Below are 26,449 nucleotides of genomic sequence, written 5' to 3' on the forward strand. Positions count from 1 at the left end.
GAACGCGCACACCCATCCGGAGGCCGCCCCATGTCCCCGTACCCTCGTCGTTTTCTGGCGGCTGTAGCCGCCGCCGTGCTCGCGCTGATCGCTGCCGTCCTCTCCCCCGCGGCGCCGGCGCAAGCGGCGCCCGCGGTGAGTTACACGAATCCGATCGCCAATCAGCGCGCTGACACGCACATCTACAAACACACCGACGGTTACTACTACATGACCGCGACGGTGCCGGAGTACGACCGGATCGTGCTGCGACGTGCCACCACGCTGCAGGGTCTGTCGACCGCGGCGGAGACCGTCATCTGGCGCAAGCACACCGGCGGGATCATGGGCGCGCACATCTGGGCGCCGGAGATCCACTTCATCGACGGCAAGTGGTACGTCTACTTCGCCGCCGGTGCCACCAACGACGTGTGGGCGATCCGGATGTACGTCCTGGAGACCAGTGCGGCGAACCCGCTCACCACCGCCTGGACCGAAAGAGGTCAGATCACCACGCCGTGGAGCACGTTCGCGCTGGACGCGTCGACGTTCGTCGCCAGTGGCGTGCGATATCTGATCTGGGCCCAGCAGGAGCCGGGGATCGCCACGAACTCCAACATCTACATCGCGCGGATGTCGAACCCGTGGACGATCACCGGGACGACAGCGCGGATCGCGGTGCCGACGCTTGCCTGGGAGACCCGCGGGTACAAGGTCAACGAGGGTCCGGCGGTGGTGCAGCGGAACGGGAAGATCTTCATGACGTTCTCGGCCAGCGCCACCGATGCGAATTACTGCCTGGGCCTGCTGACCGCTACGGCCGGGAGCGATCTGCTCAACCCGGCGTCGTGGGTGAAGTCGGCCAACCCGGTCTTCGCCAGCAATGCGAACACCGGCCAGTACGGTCCCGGGCACAACTCGTTCACGGTGTCCGAGGATGGTCAGAGCGACATCCTGGTCTACCACGACCGGAACTACCGCGACATCTCCGGTGATCCGCTGAACGATCCGAACCGCCGGACCCGGATCCAGAAGTTCTACTGGAACGCCGACGGCACCCCGAACTTCGGGATCCCGGTTCCGGACGGGGCCACGCCGGTACGGCTGCGCTCCTACAACGTCGTCGACCGGTTCATCCGGCACTGGGAGTACCGGGCCCGGCTGGACGCCAACGTCACGGCCCTGGCCGACTCGCAGTTCCGGATCGTCACCGGGCTCACCGGCTCCGGCACGGTCTCGCTGGAGTCGACGAACTTCCCCGGGTACTTCCTGCGGCACCGCAACTTCGAGGCGTACGTCGAACGCAACGACGGGACCGCGGCCTTCGCCGGTGACGCGAGCTTCGTCCGGCGGACCGGCCTGGCCAGCAGCACGGCAGTCTCGTTCGAGTCGCAGAACTACCCGGGACGGTACCTGCGGCACAGCAACTACCTGATGTACGTGCAGGCCGTGACGGACGCGGCGGGCCGGTCGGACGCGACCTACGTGGTGGAGTAAACCGGATCTTCTGGCCGAAAGAATGATCACCGGTGGCTCCCCGCCCACCTAGCATCTGCACGTTTGCCAGGCACAACGGGGAGTCACCATGCAGCAGAAGCTTCAGACGCGGGCGTTCGAGCGGGTCGCATCCCTCCTGCACCCGGGAGAACAGCCGATCGCCGCGGCGCGGGCCATGGTCGGCGCGTTCACCGCCAGCCGGGCCGGCACCATCGCCCACCACGGCGTCGTCCTGGCCGGCGCCGGCGCCGGAGCGGCGGCCCTCGCCGCGCACCGCAAGCAGTTCGTCGTGGTCACCAATTACCGGGTGTTCTTCCTGCCGCAGACGATTCTTGGCGGGCCCGGCAAGACCGTCCTCGCCGAGCTGCCGCGTACTCAGGTCGCCCTGGCCGAGGCGAAGATCGGCTTCGCGAGCATCCTGCGGCTCGCCTTCTCCGGCACTGACGGCGTGTCGCTCACGTTCCCGCGGTCGGACCAGAAGAACGCGGTGGCGCTGGCCGAGTCGCTGCGCTGATCACACGACGCGTCCGCCCGGATGCAGCTTGCGGATGAAGCGGAGGGACTCGTCGCGGGTGTCCTCGAAACCGAGGCTCTCGTAGAACTTGTGCGCCGGCGCCCGATGGCTGCTGCTGGTCACCTCGACGAACAGGCAGCCCTCGGCGCGTGCCCGCTCCTCGACCGCCGCGATCAGCAGCCGGCCGGCGCCCCGGCCCCGGCTCGCCTCGTCGACGACCAGCGCCGCGAGCCGGCCGAATTTGCCGGTCACCTCCAGGATCGGCGTGATGTGCAGGGCCGCGACACCGATCAGCGTCCCCTCGTCGTCGGCGCCGAGCAGTGCGCTCGCCCGGTCACCCAGCCAGTAGTCGAGGCGGTGGCGGACGTCGCGGGCGGTTGACGCGTACCCAAGCTGTTCGAGCAGAACAGCGAGCCGCGCCGCGTCGCCCTGGTGAATCGGCCGGATGTGCATACCCCAGACAGTAATGATCCGCAGGAGCGCCGGCGCTTCAAGGCCCTTCGCAGAGCCGGTCCAGCAGATCGGGCACGGCGTGCAGGGCGTGGCGTTCGTCCTCGGTCAGCCGGGCCTCGATCGCGGCCGCCACCCAGCGCCGGCGGGCCTCGCGGTCGGCTTCGAGCGCTCTCACACCCTCGGTGGTCAGGGTGAGCAGCACCGCGCGCTTGTCGTGCGGATTCGGCGTGCGCGTCACCAGGGCGTGTGCCTCCAGCTCACCGACCGTGCGGCTCATGCTCTGATGTTTCACCCCGCGACCTGCCGCGAGCTGCGCGATCGTCTGCGGCCCCGCCCTGCCGAGCGCACCCAGCGTTGCTGCCTGCGGCAGCGGGAGGCTTTCTGCCTGAGCCCTTACGGTACGCACGAAGCGGCCGATCGATTGGCGGAGGCGCTCCGCGATGTCGGCTTCCGATGTGGGCCGCGTCATGCCGAAAAGTATACAGCCTGGCTGTACTTTTGTGATCATGGAACTCACCAAGCACGCTCACGCCTGCGTCACCTTCACCGACGGCGGCCGGACCCTGCTCGTGGACCCCGGCACGTTCACGCCGAACGCCGCCGACCTGATCGCGGCCGCTGACGCGGTGCTGATCACCCACGAGCACTTCGACCACCTCGACGAGGCCGCGCTCGCCGCTGAGCTGGACAAACGCCCCGACCTGCCGGTGTTCGGCCCGGCCGCCATCGCGGCGAAGCTCGGCGGGCGCGCGGCTGCCGTCACGGCCGGCGACCGGATCACGCCGGCCGGGTTCGAGGTGTCGGTGCACGGCGGGCGGCATGCTCTGATCCACGCGGACATCCCGGTCATCGACAACGTCGGCTATCTCGTCGAGGGGCGGGTCTTCCACCCCGGGGACTCGTACGAGGTGCCGGAGGTCGCGGTCGAGACGCTGCTGCTGCCGACCAGCGGGCCGTGGACCAAGTTCGGCGAGGCGGCGGATTTCGTACGCGCGGTGCGCCCGTCCCGAGTCATCCAGGTGCACGAGCTGATGCTCAGCGAGCTCGGCCAGAACTCGGCCCGGATGCTGCTCGGCGAGAACGGCCTGACCGGCCTGCCCCTGGAGATCCAGCCCTGGGGCGAGCCGACGAAGGTCTGAACTACTACCGGGGTAGTAGCTGCCGCCCAGGGTTTACGACCCAGGTCCGATGTCTCGGCGGCGGCGCGGACGTAGCGTGATGGCAATGCGGGGCTGGCTGGCGGATGTGGGAGCCGGGCTGCTGGTCGCGGTGCTGTCGGCGTTGGGCGCGCTGACCGGGGCCGGCGAGCAGCAGCACCATGTGCCGCTGAGCGCTGACCTCGTCACGGCGGCGATCGCAGGGCTGGCGGTGGCGCTGGGCCGGCGTGCGCCGGTGATCGTGGTGGTCGTGTCGGCGGCGATCTCGGTGGGTTACCTGGTCGCCGGGTGGACCATTCCGCCGCTGGTCTTCGCCGTGGGGTGGGCGCTCTATCAGATGGCGACACGCTACGAGAGGCGCGTGTCGTGGACCGTGTCGGCGGTGTGCGGGCTGCTGCTCTGGGCAGCGTCCGCGTTCGGCAACCCGGGCGGCAACTGGTGGACGCCGCTGGCGCTGGTCTGGCTCACGCTGACCGGGATGGCGACGGCGGCGGGTGACGCGGTGCGCAGCAGGCGTGACTACATCGCGGAGGTGGAGGGCCGAGCCCGCAGGGCGGAGCAGAGCAGGGAGGAGGAGGTGCACCGGCGGGTGGCCGAGGAACGGCTGCGGATCGCGCGCGAGCTGCACGACGTGGTCGCCCACCACATCGCGGTGATCAACGTGCAGTCGGGCGCGGCTGCGTTCGCGCTGACCCGGCAGCCGGAAGCGGCCGGGCCACCGCTGAACCACATCCGGCGCGCGTCGAGCATCGTGCTGCGCGAGCTGACGTCGATCGTCGGGTTGTTGCGGCAGCCGGGCGAGGCGGATTCGGCGCACCTTCCGCAGCCCGGGCTGAGCCAGCTCACCGAGCTGCTGGACAGTTTCACCGCGGCCGGGGTGCGGATCGCGCATGCCGAGCACGGGGAGTCACGGGTGTTGCCGGCGAGCGGTGACCTGGCGGCATACCGGATCACGCAGGAGGCGCTGACGAACGCGCGCAAGCACGGCCGCCTCGACGAGCCGGTGCGCGTGACGCTGGACTGGCAACGCGACGACCTGGTCATCGAGGTCACCAACGCGGTCCCGGCCGCGCCGACCGGCGGCGGGGCAGAGCCCGGGCTCACCGGCGGCGGTTCGGGGTTCGGGCTGATCGGGATGCGCGAGCGGGCCGGGGCGGCCGGCGGGATGCTCCAGGCCGGGCTGACGGCCGACGGCCGGTTCCGGGTGCGCGCCACGTTGCCGGCACCTGTGGAGTACGGTGACCGGCTGTGACGGTCCGGGTATTGCTTGCTGATGATCAGACGCTGATCCGGGCGGGGTTCCGGCTGATCATCGACCTTGCCGACGGGATGGAGGTGGTCGGCGAGGCGTGCGACGGGCGGGAAGCCGTCGCGCTCGCCGGCACCGCCGATGTGGTGCTGATGGACATCCGGATGCCGGGGATGGACGGTCTCGAAGCCACCCGGCGGATCGCCGCTGATGATCGGCTCGCCGCGGTTCGGGTGATCGTTCTGACGACGTTCGAGGCCGACGACAACGTTCTCGCCGCGCTGCGGGCCGGGGCGAGCGGGTTCCTCAGCAAGGACGTCGAGCCGGACGAGCTGCTGCGGGCGATCCGGGTGGTGCACGCCGGTGAGGCGCTGCTGACACCACGGGCCACCCGAGGGCTGATCGACCGGTTCCTCGGTGGCGCGGACGCCCCTCCCCCGGCGGTGCCGCCCTCGCTCGAAGCGCTCACCGACCGCGAGCGTGAGGTTCTGCGGCTGGTCGCGCTCGGCCGGTCGAACGAGCAGATCGCCGAGCACTTCGTCCTGTCGCCGCTGACCGCCAAGACACACGTGCACCGGGCGATGACGAAACTCGGTGTCCGTGACCGCGCGCAGCTCGTGGTCATCGGGTACCAGAGCGGCCTGGTCCGCCCCGGCGAGCAGGCCTGATACCACTGGAGTAGTACCTGCGGTTTCTACTCAGAGACGACGTCGGCAGGGGGTACGAATCGGCACGCTTGGCCTCTCCACGACAAAGGGCAGGCACAGCGGATGAAGCGCAGGACAGTGTTGGCGTTCGGGGCGGCAGGCATGGTTTCGATGGCGGCCGCGTGCACGACGTCGGACTCGGATTCGACGGACTCGGCGTCGGCCGCGGGTACGACGTACTCGCTGACCTTCGACAAGGACGGCTTCACCGAGAAGACCGCGACGATCACCACGGCGGCGGGCGACAAGGAGATCACCTACCGGCTCTACAGCAAGATCCCCTATGTGTCGAAGCCTGTCGACATCGACTATCAGAGCCTGTCGGTGGCCGTCCCCGTGAAGATCGACGGGAAGGATGTGGACGCGTCGGGCGCGCCGATCCTGTTCGAGATCCCGGTCGGCGGCTACTTCTCGGCGAAGACGACCGACGACCCGTTCTCCAAGACCGAGGGTGGTCCTGGTGGGGGAATGCCGGGCGGTGGGATGCCGGACGGCGCGGGGATGCCGAGCGGTGCAGCCGGCTTCCCCGGAGGCGCGGGCATGCCCAGCGGCGCAGCCGGCTTCCCCGGAGGCGCCGGCATGCCCAGCGGCGCGCCTGGCGGCGCTCCCGGCGGGAACACCGGGAACGGCGGCGCCCTCGCCACCGGCATGGGCAGCACCGGGCAGAACGCCGCCGAGGCGATCGCGGCCGGCTGGGTCGTCGTCTCGGTCGGCGCCCGCGGGCGGGACAACAAGAGCGCCGACGGCAAGTACTACGGCAAGGCGCCCGCCGTGATCGTCGACCTCAAGGCGGCCGTGCGGTATCTGCGGTCGAACAAGGACACCTTCCCCGGCGACACCGACAAGATCGTTTCGGACGGCACGAGCGCGGGCGGCGGTGTCTCGTCACTGCTCGGCGCGTCCGGCGACAGCGACCTGTACAGCTCATATCTCACCGAGATCGGCGCGGCCGACGCCAGCGATTCGATCTTCGGGGTGGCGGCGTACTGCCCGATCACCGATCTGGAGAACGCCGACCCGGCCTACGAGTTCCTCTACGGCAGCCTGCCGGCGAACGGCCAGGCCGTGGACGCGACCGTGTCGAAGGAACTGGCCGGCACGTTCGCCGACTACCAGGACTCGCTCGGGCTGACCGGGCTCGACGGCACGAAGCTGACCGGCGCGCGGTACCAGAACTACCTGCTGGACCACTACCTCCAGCCGGCGGCGACCGAATATCTGGCCGGGCTGTCCAGCACCGAACGCAGCACCTACCTGGCGGCGAACGCGTTCATCAAGTGGTCCGGAGGGAAGGCGACGTTCAGTTACGCCGATTACCTCACGCACCTGGCCAGCCGGAAGAAGGCGGCGCCGGCGTTCGACGCGTTGGACCTCAGTGCCGGGGAGAACATCGAGTTCGGCACGGAGAGCGTCGACGCACGACACTTCACCGAGTACAGCGCGAAGAAGTCCGGCACGACCGTCGAGGCGGACGTCGCCGGGCTGCTCAACCTGATGAACCCGATGTACTTCATCAAGGAGAAGAACGACGGCCGGGCGAAGAACTGGTTCTTCCGGCTCGGCACCAGCGACACCGACACCGCGCTGACCGTCTCGTCGAACCTGGCCGCCGGATTCGCCACGCTCGGCGACACCGTCGATTCGAGCATGTATTGGGACGCCGGCCACGGGGCCAACAACGACCCGGAGAAGTTCATCGCCTGGGCCAACAAGATCACCGGCTACACCGCGAAGTAGGGAAGCCCAGCCGGATGGCTGTCTCGGGTGCCGCCGAGCAGCCGTCCGGCTGCCCGCACGCCGGACGCCTCAGGCCGCCGGCGCGAGCGCCAGGTCGATCTCGGCCGCCGGCGCGGGGCGGGCGAAGTGGTAGCCCTGGGCGTACCGGTATCCCAGGGCGTGCAGCCGGTCCGCCTGGTCCTGTGTCTCGACACCCTCGGCCACGGCCCGCAGGCCCAGCGTGTCGGCGATCCCGCGCAGCGAGGCCGCGATCGCCTCCTGCTGCGGGCTGCCGTTGAGCTCGTCGATGAACGACTTGTCGACCTTCAGCGTGGTGACCGGGCAGGTCCGCAGCAGGGTCAGCGACGAGTGCCCGGTGCCGAAGTCGTCGAGAGCGATCCCGACGCCGATCTTCCGCAACGCCCGCACGGTGTCCAGGGCCGGTCCGCCGGCGAACACCGCGGTCTCGGTGATCTCCAGCGTGATCCCGGGTGGTTCCAGGCCGTACCGGCTCAGCGCGGCGGCGACCAAGCCCGGCAGATCCGGGTCGAGCAGCTGCCGGGCGGAGACGTTGATGCTGACCGGGGGCGCGTCCGCACCCCAGCGGGCATGCCAGGCCGCCGCGTCGGCACAGGCGGTGTCGAGAATCCACGCACCCAGGTCGATGATCAGACCGGTCTGCTCAGCGACCGGGATGAACTCGGCCGGCGAGACCGGACCGCCGGAAGCCGGGCCGCCCGAGGCCGGCCCGCCGGATTCTGGCCCGCCGGAAGCCGGGTGCCAGCGGACCAGCGCCTCCACCCCGCGGATGATGCCGTGCGGCAGCTCGACGATCGGCTGGTAGACGAGCCGGAACTCGCCGGTGTCCAGGCCGCGGCGCAGCGCGGCGGCCATCCGGGCACTGTCGCGCGCGGAGGTGTCCAGCGCGGCGGTGTGCCGCTGGTACCGGTCGGCGCCGACCCGCTGTGCCGCCTGCAGGGCGAGCTCGGCGCGGCGCAGCAGGTCAGCGACGGTGTCGCCACTGCCTGCGGCAACACCGGCCGTGACGGTGACGAGCAGGTCGTGCCCGTCGGCCGGCAGCGGTTCCTGAAACGCGCGTAGCAGGGCCTCGGCCAGCAGGTCGCCGGCGGCGAGCGGGTGCCCGGCCGGCAGCAGGACGCCGAACTCGTCGCCGGTCAGGCGCGCGACCAGCGCGCCCTCACCGGCGGTACGCACGATCCGCTCCCCCGCCTGACGCAGCACCGCGTCCCCGGAGGCATCGCCGAGCCGGTCGTTGAGCGCCGCGAAGTTGTCCAGATCGCAGACCGCCACGGTGCCGCTGGCCGCATGCCTGCCCGAGTTCAGCAGATCGGTGAAGAACCGCCGGTTGGGCAGGCCGGTCAGACCGTCGTGGCGTGCCTTGTCGGCGAGCCGGTCCAGCAGCAGCACGTTGTCGGAGAGCGCCACGTGCTGACGGACCACCACGAGCACGATTAACGAGACCGCACCGGCGGCGAACCCGGCCGGCAGATATCCGAGATCCAGAATGGCGACGATCAGCATGATCGAGGTGGCCAGCACCGCGACGTACGGAATGGCGCTGATTCCACGCCGGCGCTCACCGGAGACAGCCCGAGCCACCGGAGAACCGGCCACGTTCGCACGGACCTGCGAGAACGCCGACACCGTGAGCATCACCGCGAACAGCGGAAGCACCACGACGGTGGCGTTCAGGTGCGGCCACTGCTGCACGGCCGGGGCCACCACCAGCGAGATCGGGCCGAGGGTGCCGACCGGGCTGAGAATCCACAGGGCCGGCCCGTGTACCGCACCGGTGCCGCTCATGCCCACCTTGACCACGGCGACCACGGCCGCGCCGGCGCCACCGAGAACGATGACCTGCACCGCGGTGGCGAGAGCGCCGGTCGGGAGCGGGACGGGCATGACGGTCAGGGCGCGGGCCAGCACGAGGCCGGCGGCGACCGCGACGATCGCGATGTCGAGGAACAGCGCGAGGGTGCCCCGCCAGGTACGCCGGGCGCCGGGCACCCGGACGAGGGCGTGCACGCCGACAGCAACGCTCGCGAGGAAGAGCAGGCCGGTGATCGGGGTGAATGCCATGACATCGCCCAGGCTGCGCTGCGTGTCCACGGCCTGGCTCACGGTGCCCGCGGCGATCAGCGTCACCGCGTACCCGAATTGTCGCCAGAAGACGGAGCCGGCGCCGCCGCTGGTGGCGGAGGCGACCGCGCAGGCCGCGGCCCCGGTGAGCACGGCCAGGACGGTGCATGGCCAGAGCGACCAGGCGGGAACAGCTGTTCTGGTGCCGATGACACCGAGCAGGACGGCTGCGAGAGTCCAGCCGGACGCGACGACGACGAGCCAGCCCGCGGTCCGGGCCGGCCGGGACAGTGGTCGCATCAACCCCGCGGTTCCTTCCGGTTGTGAGTCGGACTGCTTATCGACCACAACCGGACGGAACCTGAGCGAGATCAGTCCTGCGGCGCGGCGGGCAGGCTGTCCATGAACGAACTCACCGAGAAGACCGCGTTGCCGGCGCCGGCCGGGCCGTAACCGGGCGGGCTGGAGAGACCGTAGTGGTCCATCGTCGCGCGGTACGACTCCAGCAGCCGGATGTGATATTCCAGCGGCGCGCCGTCCGGGTTGGTCTTGCCCAGCGGCGTGGTCGGCTCCGGGCACCAGGTGGTGAACCGGGGCGTGATGCCCTTGGACATGAAGTAGTGCAGGCCCTCGGTCGTCGAGTCGATCGCCTCGTTGACGGTGGTGAACCCGAACGGCTCGGCCATCTCGATGCCGGCCACGAAGTTCGGGATGACGTTGCGGGCGCCGAAGATCTCCGCCGAGTCGATGATCCGGCGGTGCCACTCCTCGCGGCCGACGTAACGCTCCTTGCCGGGGCAGTAGAACTCGAAGAGCCGCTTGTCCCAGACCTCGTAGTTCGGGTGGTAGATCTGGATGCCGTAGTCCTTGAACCGCTGCACGTCGGCCTTGGGCAGCGCCTGGGCTACGACCTTGCCGATCCAGCGGCCGGGGAAACGCTCCTCGATCGCCTGGGCGTACTGTCCGTAGAAATCAGCCTCGGTCTTGCCGCCGACCTGGGACGTCACACTGCCGCCAGTCAAGGTGTAGGCGGTGCTGGTGCGAAGCGTGTCGTGCTTGTCGATGATCTCGAGCGCCTCGAGGACCTCGTCGATCGGCTTCACACCGGTGTACGGCCGGCCGGCCGCCTTGTGCTGACGCCAGTTGTGGTTGATGTCGCAGTACTGGCACTCCTCCTTGGCGCCGAAGTACTGACACACGCGGAACACCGTCAGGTAGACGAGGTAACCCCACTGGATCGTCGGGGCGACCTCCATGACCTGCTTGCCGTTCTCCAGGGTGTGCCGGTAGTAGTCCGGCATCGGTGGCAGGCCCACGTCGGCGATCGGCTTGCCGTCGAGGAAGAGCTGGAGGCGCCCGTCGGCGTCCGGCTTCACCCGGTACGGCGACGAGGGGTTGATCCGGACCGACACCACGGTACGACGCAGGTCGTACGGGCCACCGGTGAGCACGATCTCCTCCGGCGGGCGGCGCAGCGCGGCTTCGCCCAGCTCGGGCAGCGTGCGGTGGTCGAAGGAGAAGATGAAGTACGACTTCGGCTTGACGTCACCCTTTTCGTTGTCGGTGAGCGCCGAGTCGTCGAAGGCGAGACCTCCGCGCAGCAGATCCTCCTTGATCACCGCCTCGCGCGGGACGTGAGGAAAACGCGCCATCAAGTCTTCGACGAGATCGGTACGCGACTGCATGCGTCCTCCTGTAAGGGGCTTAGGACCCGTTCCTGCACCTCATCCCATGCCATCACACTCCGACGTGCACACGCCGGTCGGCAAATGGAGACGTTCGCGACAGCGTACGCGCGGCGGGAATGCGGCCAGTAACGTGCTTGTGGATCGCACCAAGTCCGATAAAAGGGAAATGTCATGCCTAACATTCGTATCGGCATCATCATCGGCAGTACCCGCCCGAACCGCAACGGCGAGGCGGTGGCCCGCTGGGTGCACGCGATCGCCGCCAAGCGCAGCGACGCGACCTTCGAGCTGGTGGACCTCAAGGACTTCCCGCTGCCGCACCTGGACGAGCCGGTCCCGCCCTCGATGGGCAGCTACCAGAACGACCACACCAAGCGGTGGGCCGAGAAGATCGCTTCCTACGACGGCTACGTCTTCGTCACCCCGGAGTACAACCACAGCACCTCCGGCGTGCTCAAGAACGCCATCGATTACCTGTTCGCCGAGTGGAACAACAAGGCCGCCGGCTTCGTCTCCTACGGCTCGGTCGGCGGCGCCCGCGCGACCGAGCACCTGCGCCTGGTCGCCGGTGAGCTGATGATGGCCGACGTCCGCCAGCAGGTCACCCTCGCCCTCTCCACCGAGTTCGAGAACTACAGCGTCTTCAAGCCCGGCGACTACCAGCTCCCCCAGCTCGACACGCTGCTGGACCAGGTCGTCGCCTGGAGCACCGCGCTGCTGCCGCTGCGCCAGCCGGTCAAGGCCTGAGCGACTCGCCGCCGGCTTCCTTCTTGGGTACGCGTGGAGCGCTCGCGCTTCGTGCGTACCCAAGAAGGAGCGGGAGCGGACCGCTCAGCCGGTGACGAGGGTTTTCGCGCGAGTGAATTCGCCGTGCGGCAGGACCGCGGCGATACCGAAAACGATCAGGCCGGCGAGGGTGACGGCGGCGCCGGCCCAGAGGGGTGCGGTGTAGCCGAGTCCGGCCGCGAGAGTGAGCCCGCCGATCCAGGCGCCGAACGCGTTGCCGACGTTGAAGGCCGCGATGTTCGCGCCGGAGGCCAGCGTGGGCGAGGCCTGCGCGTGGGTCATGATGCGCATCTGCAGGCCAGGCACGGTGGCGAAACCGAATCCGCCCATCAGCACGAGCGCCACGACGGTCGCGATCTGACTGCCGGCCACCGTCGCGAAGACGGCGAGCACGACGGTCAGGCCCGCCAGCAGCACGGCCAGGGTCCGTCCGGGGTTGAGGTCGGCGGCCTTGCCACCGGCGATGTTGCCGGCGAAAAGACCCACCCCGAAAAGAACGAGCAGCCAGGGTACGTTCGCGACACTGAAGCCGCTGACCTGGGTCAACGCGTACGCGATAAAGCTGAACGCGCCGAACATGCCGCCGAATCCGAGCACCGTGATGATCATCGAGAGCCAGACCTGGCGGCTTCTGAAGATCGCAAAATCGGGTTTTTCAGGTTTTTTCATGATGCTGGGGATCAACACCGCGATGCCGATGAACGAGATCACGCCGATGACCGAAATTGCCCAGAACGTGGCGCGCCAGCCGGCGGCCTGGCCGAGGAAAGTGCCGAGCGGCACCCCGAGCACGTTGGCGACGGTCAGACCGGTGAACATGACGGAGATCGCGGCCGCTTTCCGGTTGGCCGGCACGAGCGCGGCGGTGAGCGCGATGGCGCCGGCCGCGACCGACAGGGCATAACCGGAGATCAGATAGCCGGCGACGGACTCGGAGACGCCGAAGTCCGCGGCGACCTCGGGCAGCAGGCCGGCGATGACGAATTCGGTCAGCCCGATCCCGAACCCGCCGACGGCGAGTGCGTAGAGCGCGATGGGCATAGTTTCCGCCTCGCCGCCCTGCACGGGCTGATCGAGGCTGAGCTGGAACGCCGCCTGCAGGCCGCGCACAAGCTCTCCGTCGTGGAGTACACGGTGCTCGACGCGCTGAGCCGCCAGGACGGCTGGCACATGCGGATGCGTCAGCTCGCCCGCGCCGCGGCGCTGTCCAGCAGCGCCACCACCCGGCTGGTGACCCGCTTGGAGGACCGGGGCCTGCTCACCCGCATCCTCTGCGCCGACGACCGGCGCGGCATCTACACCGAGCTGACACCGGCCGGTCAGGCCCTGCTCCACCAGGCCCGGCCCACCCACGACCAGGCGCTCGCCGAGTCGTTGCAGGAGGCGACGAAACAGCCGGAACTGGATGGGCTGGTCAGCTTCCTGCAAGCATGAAAAGTGTCGTACCTCTGTTCTAGGCTGCCGCCATGGTGTTCGTGACCCGTGAAGAGTTCGATCAGTCGGTGGCCGAGGCGCGCCGGGCCGCACAGGCCTATTACGACAGCGGCGACGTGCTGATGACCGACGCCGGTTACGACGCGCTCGCCGACCGCATCGCGGCGTCGCTGAAGGCGAACCCGGACTGGGACGACCAGGGCGTCACCACCGCTGTCGCAGCGGGCTCGTCGGCCGGCGGCGACGTGCGGCACCCCACGCCGATGCTCTCACTCGACAAGATCACCACGGCCGACGAGGTCGCCGAGTTCGTCGCCACCCTGGGCGGCGACGGCTGCCTGGTCGAGGTGAAACTCGACGGCCTGGCGATCCGCGCGGAATATGTCGAGGGACGTCTGACGCTTGCCGCGCTGCGCGGCGACGGCAGCACCGGTGAGGACGTCACCGCCCAGGTCCGCAAGGGTGTCGCCGGCCTGCCGGTCGCCCTCGCCACCGGCTGGACCGGTGAGGTCCGCGGCGAGGTCTACATGACGGTGGCCGACTTCGAGACCGCCAGCGCCAACCGGGTCGCCGCCGGCGCCAAGGCGTTCGTCAACTCACGCGGCGCTGTCGCCGGGTCGATCCGCAGCATCGACCGCACCTACGACACCCCGATGACCTTCGCGGCGTACGACGTGAGTGGCGCCTTCGACAGCCACCTGGAGCGGATGGCGTTCGCCGCCGGGCTCGGCTTCCCGGCCGCCTGCGACCTGATTCCGTCGGTGGCCGGCGAGCGGATCACCGCCGAGGAGGTGACCGCCGCGATCGACGAGATCGGGTCGCACCGCGCCGACCTGGTCTTCCCGATCGACGGCGCGGTGATCAAGGCAAACCGCGAGGTCACCCGACGCCGGCTCGGGCTGGCCAGCCGCACGCCGTACTGGGCGGCGGCCTTCAAATATCCGCCGGACACCGCGGCCACCGTGCTGCGCGACATCGAGGTGCGCGTCGGGCGGACCGGGCGGATCACTCTGCGGGCCGTCATCGACCCGGTCCACGTGGCCGGCACCACCGTGGCCCGGGCGACCCTGCACAACCCGCAGTGGGTCCTCGACCAGGGCCTTGCCATCGGCCAGACCGTCGCGGTGTGGCGGGCCGGCGACGTGATCCCCCGGGTCACCTCGCCGATCGGTGAGCAGCCGCACGGCCTCACCCCGTGGACTCCGCCGGAGGTGTGCCCGCAGTGCGGCGAGCCGTGGGACAAGTCGAGCCTGCTCTGGCGCTGCCACACCGCTTCCTGTTCCGTGGTGGGTGCTGTCACCTATGCGGCGAGCCGCGAGTGCCTCGACGTCGACGGTCTCGGCGAGGAGATCGTGATCGCGCTGGTCGAGGCCGGTCTGGTCAAAGATCTGGCGTCCCTGTTCGACGTGACGCTTGATCAATTCGCGACACTGCGCACCAGCGACGGCAGCCGGCAGGTCGGCGCCTCGACCGCCGGCCGCATCATCGCCGGGCTGGCCCAGGCCCGCCAGCAGCCGTTCAACCGGGTCATCACAGCGCTCGGCATCCGGATGACCGGCCGTTCGGTCGGCCGGTGGCTGGCGTCCCGGTTCAAGACGATGGACGCGTTGCGCGCCGCGTCCGTCGAGGAGATCGCCGAGATCGACAAGATGGGCCTGATCAAGGCACAGCACGTCGTCGACGGCCTGGCCGCGATGAGCGATGTGATCGACCGGCTGGCGGCGCACGGGCTGGCGATGGCGGTGCTCGACGACGGTTCGGCGAAACCGCTGGCCGGCCAGGTCTACGTGGTGAGCGGCAGCGTCCCCGGTTACACCCGCACGACGGTCAACGAGCGCATCGAGGCCCTCGGCGGCACCGCGAGCGGCAGCGTCTCGGCCAAGACGACAGCGCTGGTCACCGCGGAGACCGGCACCACCAAGGCGAAAAAGGCGGCCCAGCTGGAGATCCCGATCCTCGACCCGGAGGAGTTCGCCCGCATGCTCGCCTGAGTTTCACGGCGCCCCAGAAGGGTAAGTACCGCTGCCCGGCACCCGATCAGTAAGGATGTGCCGCAGCAGCTCTACCTAGGCGGGAACCTGATCATCATGGTCGCCTACATGGCGATCATGGTGGCGATCGTGGTGCCGGTGAACCGGGCCGGTCAGCTGCGCACCAACAAGCTCGCCGTCGCCACCGCGATGATCTTCTTCAGCTGCGCGGTGGGCCACGGCCTGCATGCGCTCATGACGATCCGGGGCGCCGACCACGGCCACTCGTCGCCGTCCTGGCTGTGGGTCACCGCGATCTGGGACGCCGTCACCGCCATGATCGGCATCTATTACTGGACGCTGCGGCGCAGTTATGCGGTGCTGCTCGGCCCCGGGGCGATCTACGTCGACCCGTGGGGTCAGCACCGCCTCGACGAGGCGAGCGCCCGCGAGCAGGCGGCCGTGAACGAGGCCGCCAACCAGCAGGCGATCCTGGCGACAGTGGTCGACCACATCGACGACGCGATCATCGGGCTGTCGCCCGCTGGCACGGTCACCGCCTGGAACCGCGGCGCCGAGAAGCTGTTCGGCCTGCCCGCGCGCGAGACGCTGGGGGTGCCCGTGTCGGTGCTGGACCGGCCGGACGAGCTGCTCGACCGCATCCGCAGCGGCGCGACGGCACTGCATGACGAAACCGATTGGGTACGCGAGGACGGCGCCACGATCCGGATCGCCGTCGACATCGCCCCGATCTGCGACGCTGCCGGCGCGCTGATCGGCGCTTCCGTGGTGGCCCGCAACATCACCGCCGCGATGGAGGCGGCCGAGCAGCAGCGCACCATGGCCGAGCGCAGCCATCAGGCACAGCGGATGGAAAGCCTCGGCAAACTGGCCGGCGGCGTGGCCCACGACTTCAACAACATCCTCGCGATCATCCAGAACTACACCGAGTTCGCGGCCGAGATGTGCGACGACAAACCGGAGGTACGCGCTGACCTCGCGCACGTGACGACAGCGGCGGAACGGGCCACCAACCTGACCCGGCAGCTGCTCACGTTCACCCGCGGCGACACCGTCCAGCCGCAGGACATGGACCTGAATCCGGCGGTCGCCGAGGTGGAGGCGATGCTGGCACGCACGATCGGCGAGGACATCACCCTGATCGCGGTGCCGTCCGCCCGTCCGATCTTCGTGCACGCCGACCCGGGTCAGATCCATCAGGTGCTGCTCAACCTGGCGATCAACGCCCGGGACGCGATGCCGGACGGCGGCACCCTGGTCCTGGAGGTCAACACGGCGACGCTCGGCGGCGACGAATTGGACATGCAGCCACCGCTGCCGGCCGGCGTGTACGCCCGGATCCTGGTGAGCGACACCGGCGAAGGAATCCCGCCGGACGTGGCCGAACGCATCTTCGAGCCGTTCTTCACCACGAAACCACACGGCAAGGGCACCGGACTGGGCCTGGCCACCGTGTACGGCATCGTGGCCGAAGCCGGCGGTGGCATCAACCTGTACTCGGAGCAGGGCATCGGCACGACGTTCCGGATATACCTGCCACTGGTGCCCGATGGTGCGGCCCCGCACACCCCGGCCGCCCGGATCACCCCCGCCGACGGCGCCGGGCGCACGGTCCTGGTCGTGGAGGACGAGCCGGCGCTGGCCCACGTCGTCACCCGCATCCTGGCCGCCGGAGGCTACCGGGTGGTGGCCGCCAACAACGGCCCGGAAGCCCTGGACGCGTTCGACAAGCAGAAGTGCGACGTCCTGCTGACCGACGTCATCATGCCCGAGATGTCCGGTCCCCGGCTGGTCGAGCTGCTGCACGAACGTCGGCCGGAGTTGCCGGTGCTGTACATGTCCGGTTACAGCAACGGACTGCTCGGGACCACGCACATCCTGGACGACGACATCGCGTTCATCGAGAAGCCGTTCACCGGCCAGGACCTGCTCCTCAAGCTCGGCCAGGTCCTGCTCCCGGTCAGTTCAGAGGCCTGAGTAGCACGCGAGGCACCGCCCTCCGCCCTGCCGGGCCCGTCCCCATGGGCGACCTGCCGGGCCGTCCCATGGGCGACATGCCGGGCCGTCCCATGGGCGACATGCCGGGCCGTCCCATGGGCGACATGCCGAAAATGCCTCCACACCCATTGCGGGTGTAACCACATCCACAGTGGGTGTACCGCTTAAGAAGGAGTTGTCCTTGCCGAGCGAGGCTTCGACCAAGCGCTGCACAAACTCTCTCGCTTCTCTCGCCTCTCTCGCTTCTAGCTTCTCTCGCCTCTCCCGCCGCCGGCGCCGGCATGACGAGCTGAAATGACAGTGACCTGCTGGCGATCGTCGCCGTCGTTACTCTCCGCTATCTGCCCGGAACCGGCCGGCATCTGCCCGCAAACGGCCGCTATCTGCCCAGGCACGGCCGCGGCGACGGGCTGCGGGCCCCGCCTGACCCGCTTCGGGCACTCTCGCATCTGAAGCGGGTGGGCGGCTGGTTACTGCTCGCCGTGGTCGGCCACATTCGCGGTCGGTCACTACGTGCTGTGGCTGGTCGCCGGAGGCGGTTACTGCTTGGTGTAGGTGGCCGCCGGAGGGCGGTTACTACTTGTTGTGGTTCTCCTCGAGAGCCGGCGCTGCTGGTTTCGGGGTTGTGGCGTTGGTGGTCGCCGAGGTGGTGGAGGCTGTTGCTGCTGCTGGGGCGGTTGCGGCGCCCAGGCGGGAGAGGAGTCCGGCCAGGTCGACGCCGGTGAGGTCGGAGCCGAGCTGGAGGCCCTGGGCCACGTTGTTCGCCACCGATTTGGTCAGCGACGACGCGCCGTCCGTCGAGATGACGGTCATCTTGTCGATCGCGCCCATCGGGGCGGCAGCGGCCTCGACGACCTGCGGCAGCACCTTGACCAGCAGGTCGAGGACGGCCGCCTCACCGTAGGCGCTGAACGCCTCGGCCTTGCGCGCCATCGCCTCGGCCTCGGCCTGACCACGGGCCAGGATCGCCGCGGCCTCCGCCGTACCCTCGCGCTCGATGGCCTCGGCGATCGCGGTACGCCGGCGCTGCTCCGCCTCACCCTCCTTTGCACCCTCGATGGCGTGCGCCTCGGCGAGCGCGGCACGGCGGGCCCGCTCGCCCTCACCGGTGAGGCGGGCCTGCTCGGCGGACGCCTGCGCGGCGGCGATGGTCGCCTGACGTTGCGCGTCGGCGCCGATGACCGCGGCGTTGCGGGCGGCCTCGGCCTCCTGCTCCACCTTGTACCGAGCGGCGTCGGCGGGCTTGCGGACCTCGGTGTCGAGCTGGCGCTGCTTGAGCTCGGCGTTGCGCTCGGCGACCTTCTGCTGCTCGGTGAGGACGGCCTGCTCTCGCTCGGCCTGGGCGAGCGGGCCGGCCGCGGCCGATTTCGCTTTCGCCGCGTCGATCTCGGCCGCGATGGAGGCCTGCTTGAGCGACAGGTTGCGCTGCGCCTCGGCGATCGCCTCCTCGGCGAGCAGACGCTCCTGCTCGGCGGCCTGCCGGGCGCGGGCCTCGGCGATCGCCGCGTCCTTGAGCACGCGCGCGGCCTCGGGACGGCCCAGGTCCTGAAGGTACGAGCCCTCGGCCAGGATGTCCTGCAGCTGGAACGTGTCGAGCACCAGACCCTGGTTGGTCATCGAGTGCTCGGCTTCCTCGGCGACCGCGCTGGCGAACGCGGCGCGATCACGGATGATCTCCTCGACGGTGAGCCGGCCGACGATCGAACGCAGCGCGCCGGCCAGGACCTCGCGGGTGAAGTCCTCGATCTCGGCCTGCTGGTGCAGGAACCGCTGGGCGGACGCGCGGATCGCGTCCTCGGTGCCGCCGACCTTCACGATCGCGACGCCGTGCAGCTCGGCACGAATGCCCTGCTTGGAGACCGCGCCCTTGATGCTCACGTCGATGCGGCGGCTGGACAGGTCGAGCGACTGGAGCCGCTGCACGACCGGCATGACGAACACCGAGGCGCCCATCACGACTTTCTGCCCGGAGAGGTCGGTGCTGCTGGTGCCGTCGGCCGACTGGGTCACCCGGCCTTTACGGCCGGTGATGATGAACGCCTCGTTCGGCCCGGCGACCTTGATCCGGGACAGCACGAAGAGAACGACGAGAACGATGAGCAGGACCACGCCTGCGATCGCGATCAGAAGGGGTGACATCTAGGCCTTTCCGGTGGGCGGGGTCGCCTCGACGACGACGCTGGTGTCGGTGGGTGCTTCCACCACGAAGATCGGGGTGCCGGCCGGAAGGGCCTGCTCGGCACGGGCGTAGAGCTTGACCGGCTGCCCGCCGAGCCGGACGCGCACCTCGCCGTAACCACTGCCGGCGGGCACCGCGGTCACCACGACGCCCATCGTGCCGATCAGGTGCAGGCGGGTGGGTGTGGCGTCGGTGGGCATGTCACGCGCGGCGCGCGAGAAACGCAACGCGAGCCAGGCGCCTGCGAACGCTGCGAGCAGCGCGATCGCGGCCGCGGCGGCGACAAATCCCGGGGTACGCGCATCGAACAGCTCGGCGGCGATCGCGCCGGCGAAGCCGAGTGTGCCGAGGAAGCCGGCGACCGCTTCCAGGGAGACCAGACCGTCCGCTCCGAGACCGCCGAGGTGCGCGATCTCACCGCCGAGGAGAGCGAACGCGAGGATCGCCAGACCGACTCCGCCGATGATCAGAAACACCACGGTCGCCGTCGTCACTGCGAAGCTCCCCCCCTGCTCACACCGGTCGTCGACCGGGCCCACAGCGTAGGACAGCGGCGCTAACAGGGACATGACAGGTGCTGTCATATTTCTCAGGACCGGGAGCCGGCTGGCGATGGTGGCGGTCGTGAAACCTCCAGGGCAGTGGGCCCGGCTCGGCGTGCCGATCGGGTTCTTCGTCGTGGCCGCCGGTTTCACCGCCGGATATCTGACCGGCTCGGAGCCGGTACGCCTGCTGTTGATGCTGCTCTCCGGCGTTGTCGCGACCCTGGGCATCGCGATGGGCGTACGCGTCAACCGGCTGCCCGACCGGCGTCCCTGGCTGCTCACCATGCTGGCGCTGGTACTGCTCAGCATCGCCAACGCCGCCTGGTACGTGCCCGCCGCGACGCACGGCGGTGCGACGGTCCCGGGACCTCTGCTGGCCGTGGTGCCGTCGCTGGCCGGGTACGTGTTCTTCCTGGCCGCGAGCCTGATGATCGTCCTGCGGCACACGCCGCGCGACGCGAGCGGCACGATCGACGCCGCCGTCTGGGGCATCGCCGCCGCCGCGCCGGTCTGGGAGTTCCTGTTCCGGCCGCAGATGCTGGCCAAGGGTGACACGACCGCCACCCAGTTGTTCGCGCTCACCCAGCTGCTGGTGCTCTGCGGGATCTGCGGAGCGCTGCTGCGGGTGGCCCGGACGAGCGGGCGCGGCAACATCACCCTCTGGTTCCTCTTCGGCGCGCTCGGGCTGACCCTGCTCGGCACCGCCGTGGTGAACATGCTGCCGGCCGACTCCGACCAGGCCTCGGTGCCGGCGTTGCTGTTCGCGGTCGGGTACCTCAGCCTCGGTGCGGCCGGCCTGCACCCGAGCGCCCACGACCTGATGAACCCACGGGTGCGTGCCACCGACCGGGCGCCGAAACTGCAGCTCGGCATGTTCGGCGCGGCCATGCTGATGGTCCCGGTCGTCGGCGCGATCGGCCAGCTCGCCGGCTCACCCGTCGACGGTCCGCTGCTCACCATCGCGCCGATGCTGACGGTCCCGCTGGTGCTGATCCGGATCGGCCGGCTGAACCTGCAGCGCAGCCGCGACCGGGAGGCCCTGGCCCACCAGGCGTCGCACGACGAGCTGACCGGGCTGGTCAACCGCCGCAGACTGTTCACCCTGATGGAGACGGCGATCGCCCGGCACGCCGACGGGCTCGGCGGCGACCTGGCCCTGCTCTACTGCGACCTGAACGACTTCAAGCCGATCAACGACCGGTACGGGCACGAGGCCGGTGACGCCGTGCTACGTGCCACGGCCAACCGGATCACCGACGCCGTCCGTTCGGGTGATGTGGTCGCCCGGATCGGCGGCGACGAGTTCCTCATCTTCTGTCCGGATGCTGACAGCGATACCGCGTACGCTCTCGGCGCCCGCATCGTGCGCGCCCTGAGTGAGCCCGTCAGCTGGCGTGGCGAGACGCTGCGCGTCTCGACCGCCCTGGGCACCACCGTCTGGACGCAGCGCAGAACGGTCGGCCCGGACGATCTTCTGGCGTTCGCGGATGCCCAGATGTACGAGAACAAACGCACCCAAAGTCACCGATCCGTCTATTGCCCCGATGGGGCACCCTCACCCACACTGCGGACAAGTCGCATGTAGATCGGGGGGCGACTGTATGACGAATCGCCGCAATTTCATCAGGGCCGGCGCCGTGGCCGGCGGGGCAGTCGTGGCCGGCATCGCCGCCGGCGCGGCCACCGCTCCACCCGCCCGCGCCGCGGATCCGGTCACCGACCGGCTGTCGCTGCTGTCCTGGCATGCCGCGCTCGCGAACCGGCGTTACGAGGCGGCCGTCGTCGCGGTGATCGGCTCGTCGAGCACCGAGGGTGTCGGCAGCGCCTACGGCCGCGGGTATGTGTCGGTGCTCGCCGACAACCTGCGCCACGCGTTCGGAGTGCCCGGGGCGCCGGGCGGGGCGAACTTCGTGGCCGCGTGGGGCCGCCCCGAGCGCTGGCCGGTGCTGGCGTCGGGCGGCAGGCCGGCGCCGCCCGAGGACGGATGGGCTCTGAAGGGGTACGACCTGGAGGGCGGTTCGCTCACGCACTCCTTCACCGGCACGAGCGTGCAGGTCTGGTACGCGGGCGGCAGTTTCCAGGTGACGGTCGACGGCCAGGTCTCGGCGGTCGCCGGCGGCACCACCTGGTCGTCCGGGCCGCTGCCGGCGGGCAGTCACACGATCGCAGTCAGCGGTACCGGGCGGATCAACGGGTTCGTGACGTTCGACGGCGACGAGAACCGTGGCATCCAGGTGTGGAACGGCGGGCACGGCGGCCGGACCACCGGCAGCTTCGCGTCGAACGTGCCGGCCTGGGCGCCCCGGCTGGCCACGATCCGGCCGCATCTGGTGATCCTGCAGCTCGGCGTGAACGACTGGCGAACCGGCGTGCCGGGGCCGACCATCAAGCGGAACCTGAAGACGGTGATCAGGGCGGTCCGGGAGCACTCGGATCCGTCGTTTGTGATCTACGGGTCGCCACGGGTGGGTCCGGGGCGGGCGCACGGTTTCAGCCGGCTGACGGATGCGTGGCAGCAGGTGGCGGACGAGGACAGCGAGGTCAGCTATTTCGATCTGTCGGCCCGGCAGCTACCGCCGTCGGGTGACAACAGGCTGGGGTTGTACTGCGACGACCTGATCCATATGACGGACAAGGGGGCGGCGCACACGGCGGACGCGCTGACCGGTTTCCTCTCCCCTAGTTGATCGTCCAGATCTCGGCGGAGTCGGTGTCCGCGGCGACGATCCGATGGGTTGTGCCATCCGGCAGCGCCAGGGCGCGGACCTCCATCAGTCCCGTCGCGATCACCGACGGCTCGTGGGTGCCGTCATGAGCCGTGGCCCGCAGCCGGATCGCGGCCGCTGAGCTTCCGGTGACCAGAGTGCTCGCATCCGAGGTGAAGACCATCGACCGCATAGGCCCGGTGTGCCCGGTGGGCCAATTCACCGGCAGACCGTTCGGCGCCGGCATCGTCACCACCGTGTCGGGGCACCACGAATAGGGGTCATCGCAGGCGACGTAGGCGACCGCACCGGATCGCCGGCCCGGCCAGAACGCGAACGTCACCGGGTACCCGGCCACCGGCTGGCGCCCCGCCCGCACCATCCTGTTGCCCGCGACCGAGAGCAGCTGAAGGAACCCGTCGTTCACATGGACTGCCAGCATCTTGCCGTCCGGGGAGAATTCCAGAGCACCCGCACCGGGCTGAGGCCACGTGCCGATCCGGGTTCCGTCGGCGCGCAGCAGGTACACGGCGAAGGTGGTGGCGACGGCGATCCGATCGCCGTCGGCGGACACCGCGATGCCGGAAAGCAGGTAATCGTGCCGGAAGCGGAAGCCGGCGTACCGGCCCCGTGCCTTGCCGAGGTCCAGATGCCACACGTCGATCACATTGTCACGGGTGACCACCAGCAGGCTGCCGTCCCGGCTGAGGGAAACCTGCTGCTGGCTGCCGAAGTCCCCGGCCAGCGACGGCGGGTCCAGGCGAATCGGCCTGGACCGCACCGCCGGATTCACGATCACGGCTACCGCCGCCACCAGGATGACCATCGCGACTCCGGCGTGCAACAGAGCCCGGCGCCGCCTGTTCGGCCACGGAACACTCGCCACCGCGGGCGCCGGCACAGCGCGCGCCTGCGGCCGCCCGGCCAACCGCTCCTGAAGGCGGACGTGGTGGAACTGGTACATGCCGCCGGACTCGCGAAGCAGGTGCCGGGACCGTGCCTCCGCCAAGAAGGCCGGCAGCCGCCAGGGCAGCCGGCCGCGCACCGCAAGGTACGCCCGGACCACCAGGAACCGCGGCCACGCCCGGGTGAAGAGCACAAGCACTCCGACCAGCACGCCGATACAGACCACCGTCCACCACAGCATCGGATCGCGGGCCACGTCCCATCCCGAGCTGAAGCGCCAGAAGAATGCCGCGTCATCGGGCCGAGGCCCGAGGCCCGCGCGCGAGGCAACGGTGTGCGCCATTGCGTCGCCCAACCGCATCGAGGTCAGGGTCAGCAGCGGCAGAGCCAGCGCGACCGCGACCGCCGACGCGGCAGCGCCCGCCACCGACGAAAGCCGGTCGTCCCGGAGAAACCGGTCCGGGCTCGGCCGGGTCGACCGTTCCGGGGACGGACTGAGCCAGGCGTCAGCCGCGAGTCCCGCGCCGAGCACGCAGCCGACGGCCGCCACGAACACCAACCCACCGACGGTCTCGTGGACGCTCTCGTATCGCCAGTCGCCGACGATCGTCAGGACCGCCGCGCACACCAGCAGCACAGCGGCCCCCGGCATCGCCGGGATCGCGAAACCGACCAGGAGGTTGCGCCGTACCCGGTGCCAGGAACCGGCCGGTGACCAGGACAGCCGCCCGGGCGGGCGGGTGTCCACCGCGTACCAGGTGAGGGTGAACAGCAACGCGAACATCGCGCCCACCGTCGCGCCTAGCGCCGTCGCCTCGTCGGGGTACTCCGCGATCGCGCCCATCAGTTCCTGCCCGAGCAGGCTGCTCACCAGCGTCACCAGCATGCCCAGCAGCAGGCCGACGCCCGGCCCGGTCAGCCGCGGCAGGAGCCGGTCGCTCATCCGCCACCAGGCGAGATCCCGTTCTCTGTTCTGGTGCAGATAGACGGCGAGGAATGTCAGCCACCGTGCCGCCTTCTCCGGGTCGCAGCGGAACCGCCCCGGCCCCGGACCACCGAACCGGACCGCGATGGCGTGATCGAGCAGGTGATCCTCGACGGCGTGCCGGGAATGACAGACCACCGGGTTCAGCAGCTCCTCCGGGTTGCTCCCCTCACCGCGATACACCGCCACCAGCAGCGAGATCATCAGCGGCGTGGACAGCGCCTCGGCCAGCGGACCGCCCGGCTCACCGTCGATCGCGGCGAACACCTGCTGCCAGCCGTTCCGGTCCGGATCGGGCACGACCGAAGAGACGTACCGTCGTGCGTCGGCCGCGGCGACCGGCAGCACCCGGACCACCGGGGAACGATGCAGCACCGGCGCGCCGCCGCGGATCGCGTCCTCGAACTCGGCGGTGCGGCAGGTCACCACGATCGGGCGGTTCTGTCCGATCGCATAGTTGATCCGGTGGACCGCCGTGCGCCGCGCCGACTCCGGGATCTCGTCGAGGCCGTCCACCACCGGCAGCAGCAGGCCCGACTCCAGCAACAGCGAGGGAATCCCGGTTTCCCCGTTGAAGTGCGACTGCGCGACGGTACGCACGACCCAGTCATCCATCGGCTCACAGACCGGATCCCAGGAGGAGGCGGAGAGCAGCACCGGCACCGGATTCTCCCGGCTCGGCAGGGCCGGCTCGACACCCGGAACCCGGTCCGGCAGCAGGCCGACGGTGAGCAGCATCGCGACCACGGTCTTGCCCGCGCCCGGGTCACCGAGGATCACCACGCGGCCGTTGGGCAGCCGCCGGTATTCCTTGGCGAGGGCTTCGGCCGCGGTCGTGAAGTCGCCGTCCCATCGGCCGGATCCGGCGTTCACGGGCTGTTCCGGGTCGGCGAACCGGGCAGCCGCCGATGTCCAGGAGATCGGCAGGATTGGATCCTCGGCGCGGATCGAGCGGGCGCGAGCCTCCCCCAGCCACTGACCGCGGATGTCGTCGCCGAGCTGCGCCGCCGCCGCGACGGCGTCCACCCGCGATCGCGGCCGCGCCGGGAACACCTGTAGCACGGCCAGCGCCAGCGAGGCGGCGGAGAGGAGCAACCCGACGATCGTGGCGATGGCCGTCGACGCGCCGAGGTCGACGTTCACCGCCCAGGCAGCGAAGCCCGCCGTGAGGATCGCCAGGCTCCAGAGCAGCGTGACACGCCAGCGGTCATGGGAGTTGAAGGACACCTAGGAATTATCGAAACGCCCAGCTCACCGGGGTGCTGACCGAGGATCCGGTCCCTCTACCGAGGGGCTGAATCCAGCTCCGGCGGCATCGAGACCACCTCGACGTTCGCGAACCACGACGCCACGTGGACCTGGATCTCCGGCGTACCGGGAAGCCTGGGTTTCGCCGCCAGCCGCATGTCGCGCTGGCTGAACACGCTCGGCCCGGTCAGGTCGACCTCGACGCCCTCCGGGACGATCACCTTCAGCTGGCCGAAGACGACACTTCCGCTGATCGTGACGACGTCCTCGCCGGTTGCCAGGTGGCGCAGGTCCAGCTCGGCCTGGCCGAACACCGTGTAGGTGCCGAGCCTGCTGTGCCGCAGCCGCCACCTGCCACGACGGCTGGTCTGGCTGAACACCGTGATCACTTGTTCCACGGTGCGTGACGACCCGACCACCGGGGTCGGCGCGACGCCTTCATATGCCTTCGCCAGCTCCGCGGGATCCTCGGCGGCCCAGACCGTGCCGACCCGTACGCTGAACTCCTCCAGCGTGAGCCGCCCGTCACCGCAGGCGCGTTGCAGCAGCTCGGCCACTCGCTCTCGGTCGCCGTCGGAGATCGGCGCCGGCACAGGAACAGTCACGCCGCCG

The 26,449-nt window shown here is 69.9% G+C and carries 21 protein-coding genes; 12 read left to right on the forward strand and 9 right to left on the reverse strand.

Going from position 1 to position 26,449, the window contains the following annotated elements; genetic code table 11:
- Nucleotides 1-30: 30 nt before the first annotated feature.
- Nucleotides 31-1,476, forward strand: coding sequence for a family 43 glycosylhydrolase (locus tag ACQP2E_RS21400; RefSeq protein WP_433824701.1), 1,446 nt, complete (start codon nucleotides 31-33; stop codon nucleotides 1,474-1,476).
- An 88-nt stretch (nucleotides 1,477-1,564) separates the two neighbouring features.
- Nucleotides 1,565-1,990 carry a hypothetical protein gene (locus ACQP2E_RS21405; protein WP_433824702.1) on the forward strand — a complete coding sequence of 142 codons (426 nt, stop codon included), beginning with the start codon at nucleotides 1,565-1,567 and terminating at the stop codon, nucleotides 1,988-1,990.
- On the opposite strand, the gene ACQP2E_RS21410 is transcribed toward ACQP2E_RS21405, so the two are convergent.
- Both ACQP2E_RS21410 and ACQP2E_RS21415 read right to left on the reverse strand, forming a co-directional pair.
- Nucleotides 1,991-2,443 carry a GNAT family N-acetyltransferase gene (locus ACQP2E_RS21410; RefSeq protein WP_433824703.1) on the reverse strand — a complete coding sequence of 151 codons (453 nt, stop codon included), beginning with the start codon at nucleotides 2,441-2,443 and terminating at the stop codon, nucleotides 1,991-1,993.
- 37 nt (nucleotides 2,444-2,480) lie between these two features.
- The gene (locus ACQP2E_RS21415) at nucleotides 2,481-2,912 is read right to left on the reverse strand and encodes a MarR family winged helix-turn-helix transcriptional regulator (RefSeq protein ID WP_433824704.1); all 432 of its coding nucleotides are present in this window, start codon (nucleotides 2,910-2,912) and stop codon (nucleotides 2,481-2,483) included.
- Between the two features lie 37 nt (nucleotides 2,913-2,949).
- On the opposite strand from ACQP2E_RS21415, the gene ACQP2E_RS21420 reads away from it, so the two are divergent.
- The 4 genes from ACQP2E_RS21420 (at nucleotide 2,950) to ACQP2E_RS21435 (ending at nucleotide 7,293) form a co-directional block, all read left to right on the forward strand.
- Complete coding sequence (locus ACQP2E_RS21420) at nucleotides 2,950-3,582, forward strand: MBL fold metallo-hydrolase (RefSeq protein ID WP_433824705.1); 633 nt, start codon at nucleotides 2,950-2,952, stop codon at nucleotides 3,580-3,582.
- A gap of 85 nt (nucleotides 3,583-3,667) precedes the next feature.
- The gene (locus ACQP2E_RS21425) at nucleotides 3,668-4,852 is read left to right on the forward strand and encodes a sensor histidine kinase (RefSeq protein ID WP_433824706.1); all 1,185 of its coding nucleotides are present in this window, start codon (nucleotides 3,668-3,670) and stop codon (nucleotides 4,850-4,852) included.
- Nucleotides 4,849-5,517, forward strand: a complete 669-nt coding sequence (locus tag ACQP2E_RS21430) for a response regulator transcription factor (RefSeq protein WP_433824707.1) — start codon at nucleotides 4,849-4,851, stop codon at nucleotides 5,515-5,517. The genes ACQP2E_RS21425 and ACQP2E_RS21430 overlap by 4 nt, the downstream gene beginning before the upstream one ends.
- A 141-nt stretch (nucleotides 5,518-5,658) precedes the next feature.
- Entirely contained in the window at nucleotides 5,659-7,293 is a 1,635-nt protein-coding gene (locus ACQP2E_RS21435; protein WP_433824708.1) for a subtype B tannase, read from the forward strand.
- 69 nt (nucleotides 7,294-7,362) lie between these two features.
- Here the strand turns inward: ACQP2E_RS21435 and ACQP2E_RS21440 are convergent, their stop codons facing one another.
- Together ACQP2E_RS21440 and ACQP2E_RS21445 are read right to left on the reverse strand one after the other, a co-directional pair.
- On the reverse strand, nucleotides 7,363-9,672 hold the full coding sequence (locus ACQP2E_RS21440) for a putative bifunctional diguanylate cyclase/phosphodiesterase (protein ID WP_433824709.1): 2,310 nt from the start codon (nucleotides 9,670-9,672) through the stop codon (nucleotides 7,363-7,365).
- 71 nt (nucleotides 9,673-9,743) lie between these two features.
- Nucleotides 9,744-11,057: a radical SAM protein gene (locus ACQP2E_RS21445; protein ID WP_433824710.1), complete on the reverse strand. Its 1,314-nt coding sequence runs from the start codon at nucleotides 11,055-11,057 to the stop codon at nucleotides 9,744-9,746.
- 174 nt (nucleotides 11,058-11,231) lie between these two features.
- Here ACQP2E_RS21445 and ACQP2E_RS21450 point away from each other — a divergent pair, with 174 nt between their 5' ends.
- Entirely contained in the window at nucleotides 11,232-11,807 is a 576-nt protein-coding gene (locus ACQP2E_RS21450; protein WP_433824711.1) for an NADPH-dependent FMN reductase, read from the forward strand.
- An 84-nt stretch (nucleotides 11,808-11,891) separates the two neighbouring features.
- Here the strand turns inward: ACQP2E_RS21450 and ACQP2E_RS21455 are convergent, their stop codons facing one another.
- On the reverse strand, nucleotides 11,892-12,956 hold the full coding sequence (locus tag ACQP2E_RS21455) for an MFS transporter (protein WP_433824712.1): 1,065 nt from the start codon (nucleotides 12,954-12,956) through the stop codon (nucleotides 11,892-11,894).
- Nucleotides 12,957-12,968: 12 nt separating this feature from the next.
- Between ACQP2E_RS21455 and ACQP2E_RS21460 the strand changes: the two genes are divergently transcribed.
- Genes ACQP2E_RS21460 through ACQP2E_RS21470 form a run of 3 tightly spaced genes read left to right on the forward strand, consistent with a single transcriptional unit; the run spans nucleotide 12,969 to nucleotide 17,248 of the window.
- Complete coding sequence (locus tag ACQP2E_RS21460) at nucleotides 12,969-13,280, forward strand: MarR family winged helix-turn-helix transcriptional regulator (protein ID WP_433824713.1); 312 nt, start codon at nucleotides 12,969-12,971, stop codon at nucleotides 13,278-13,280.
- Between the two features lie 32 nt (nucleotides 13,281-13,312).
- Complete coding sequence (gene ligA / locus ACQP2E_RS21465) at nucleotides 13,313-15,271, forward strand: NAD-dependent DNA ligase LigA (protein WP_433824714.1); 1,959 nt, start codon at nucleotides 13,313-13,315, stop codon at nucleotides 15,269-15,271.
- A 57-nt stretch (nucleotides 15,272-15,328) separates the two neighbouring features.
- Nucleotides 15,329-17,248, forward strand: a complete 1,920-nt coding sequence (locus ACQP2E_RS21470; RefSeq protein WP_433824715.1) for a hybrid sensor histidine kinase/response regulator — start codon at nucleotides 15,329-15,331, stop codon at nucleotides 17,246-17,248.
- Nucleotides 17,249-17,845: 597 nt separating this feature from the next.
- Here ACQP2E_RS21470 and ACQP2E_RS21475 read toward each other — a convergent pair.
- Both ACQP2E_RS21475 and ACQP2E_RS21480 read right to left on the reverse strand, forming a co-directional pair.
- Entirely contained in the window at nucleotides 17,846-19,408 is a 1,563-nt protein-coding gene (locus ACQP2E_RS21475) for a flotillin family protein (protein WP_433824716.1), read from the reverse strand.
- Entirely contained in the window at nucleotides 19,409-19,942 is a 534-nt protein-coding gene (locus ACQP2E_RS21480; protein WP_433824717.1) for an NfeD family protein, read from the reverse strand.
- A gap of 130 nt (nucleotides 19,943-20,072) precedes the next feature.
- Here ACQP2E_RS21480 and ACQP2E_RS21485 point away from each other — a divergent pair, with 130 nt between their 5' ends.
- Both ACQP2E_RS21485 and ACQP2E_RS21490 read left to right on the forward strand, forming a co-directional pair.
- Entirely contained in the window at nucleotides 20,073-21,578 is a 1,506-nt protein-coding gene (locus ACQP2E_RS21485) for a GGDEF domain-containing protein (protein WP_433824718.1), read from the forward strand.
- Nucleotides 21,579-21,594: 16 nt separating this feature from the next.
- Nucleotides 21,595-22,680, forward strand: coding sequence for a GDSL-type esterase/lipase family protein (locus ACQP2E_RS21490; RefSeq protein ID WP_433824719.1), 1,086 nt, complete (start codon nucleotides 21,595-21,597; stop codon nucleotides 22,678-22,680).
- On the opposite strand, the gene ACQP2E_RS21495 is transcribed toward ACQP2E_RS21490, so the two are convergent.
- A complete protein-coding gene (locus tag ACQP2E_RS21495) occupies nucleotides 22,673-25,816 on the reverse strand; it encodes an NACHT and WD40 repeat domain-containing protein (RefSeq protein WP_433824720.1) in 3,144 nt (1,047 codons plus the stop codon). The two genes, ACQP2E_RS21490 and ACQP2E_RS21495, sit on opposite strands and share 8 nt — an antisense overlap.
- Before the next feature lie 56 nt (nucleotides 25,817-25,872).
- Nucleotides 25,873-26,442: a DUF1707 SHOCT-like domain-containing protein gene (locus ACQP2E_RS21500; protein WP_433824721.1), complete on the reverse strand. Its 570-nt coding sequence runs from the start codon at nucleotides 26,440-26,442 to the stop codon at nucleotides 25,873-25,875.
- Nucleotides 26,443-26,449 lie beyond the last annotated feature (7 nt).

Source organism: Actinoplanes sp. CA-015351 (assembly GCF_050955685.1).
In the GTDB taxonomy this organism is placed as follows: Bacteria; Actinomycetota; Actinomycetes; order Mycobacteriales; family Micromonosporaceae; genus Actinoplanes.

What these genes read in the sequence shown, in the direction of transcription:
- ACQP2E_RS21450 (WP_433824711.1), top strand. Translation starts at nt 11,232, where the DNA reads ATGCCTAACATTCGTATCGGCATCATCATCGGCAGTACCCGCCCGAAC.
- ACQP2E_RS21405 (WP_433824702.1), top strand. Translation starts at nt 1,565, where the DNA reads ATGCAGCAGAAGCTTCAGACGCGGGCGTTCGAGCGGGTCGCATCCCTC.
- ACQP2E_RS21425 (WP_433824706.1), top strand. Translation starts at nt 3,668, where the DNA reads ATGCGGGGCTGGCTGGCGGATGTGGGAGCCGGGCTGCTGGTCGCGGTG.
- ACQP2E_RS21445 (WP_433824710.1), bottom strand. Translation starts at nt 11,057, where the DNA reads ATGCAGTCGCGTACCGATCTCGTCGAAGACTTGATGGCGCGTTTTCCT.
- ligA (WP_433824714.1), top strand. Translation starts at nt 13,313, where the DNA reads ATGGTGTTCGTGACCCGTGAAGAGTTCGATCAGTCGGTGGCCGAGGCG.
- ACQP2E_RS21440 (WP_433824709.1), bottom strand. Translation starts at nt 9,672, where the DNA reads ATGCGACCACTGTCCCGGCCGGCCCGGACCGCGGGCTGGCTCGTCGTC.
- ACQP2E_RS21410 (WP_433824703.1), bottom strand. Translation starts at nt 2,443, where the DNA reads ATGCACATCCGGCCGATTCACCAGGGCGACGCGGCGCGGCTCGCTGTT.
- ACQP2E_RS21490 (WP_433824719.1), top strand. Translation starts at nt 21,595, where the DNA reads ATGACGAATCGCCGCAATTTCATCAGGGCCGGCGCCGTGGCCGGCGGG.
- ACQP2E_RS21415 (WP_433824704.1), bottom strand. Translation starts at nt 2,912, where the DNA reads ATGACGCGGCCCACATCGGAAGCCGACATCGCGGAGCGCCTCCGCCAA.
- ACQP2E_RS21400 (WP_433824701.1), top strand. Translation starts at nt 31, where the DNA reads ATGTCCCCGTACCCTCGTCGTTTTCTGGCGGCTGTAGCCGCCGCCGTG.
- ACQP2E_RS21420 (WP_433824705.1), top strand. Translation starts at nt 2,950, where the DNA reads ATGGAACTCACCAAGCACGCTCACGCCTGCGTCACCTTCACCGACGGC.
- ACQP2E_RS21435 (WP_433824708.1), top strand. Translation starts at nt 5,659, where the DNA reads ATGGTTTCGATGGCGGCCGCGTGCACGACGTCGGACTCGGATTCGACG.
- ACQP2E_RS21475 (WP_433824716.1), bottom strand. Translation starts at nt 19,408, where the DNA reads ATGTCACCCCTTCTGATCGCGATCGCAGGCGTGGTCCTGCTCATCGTT.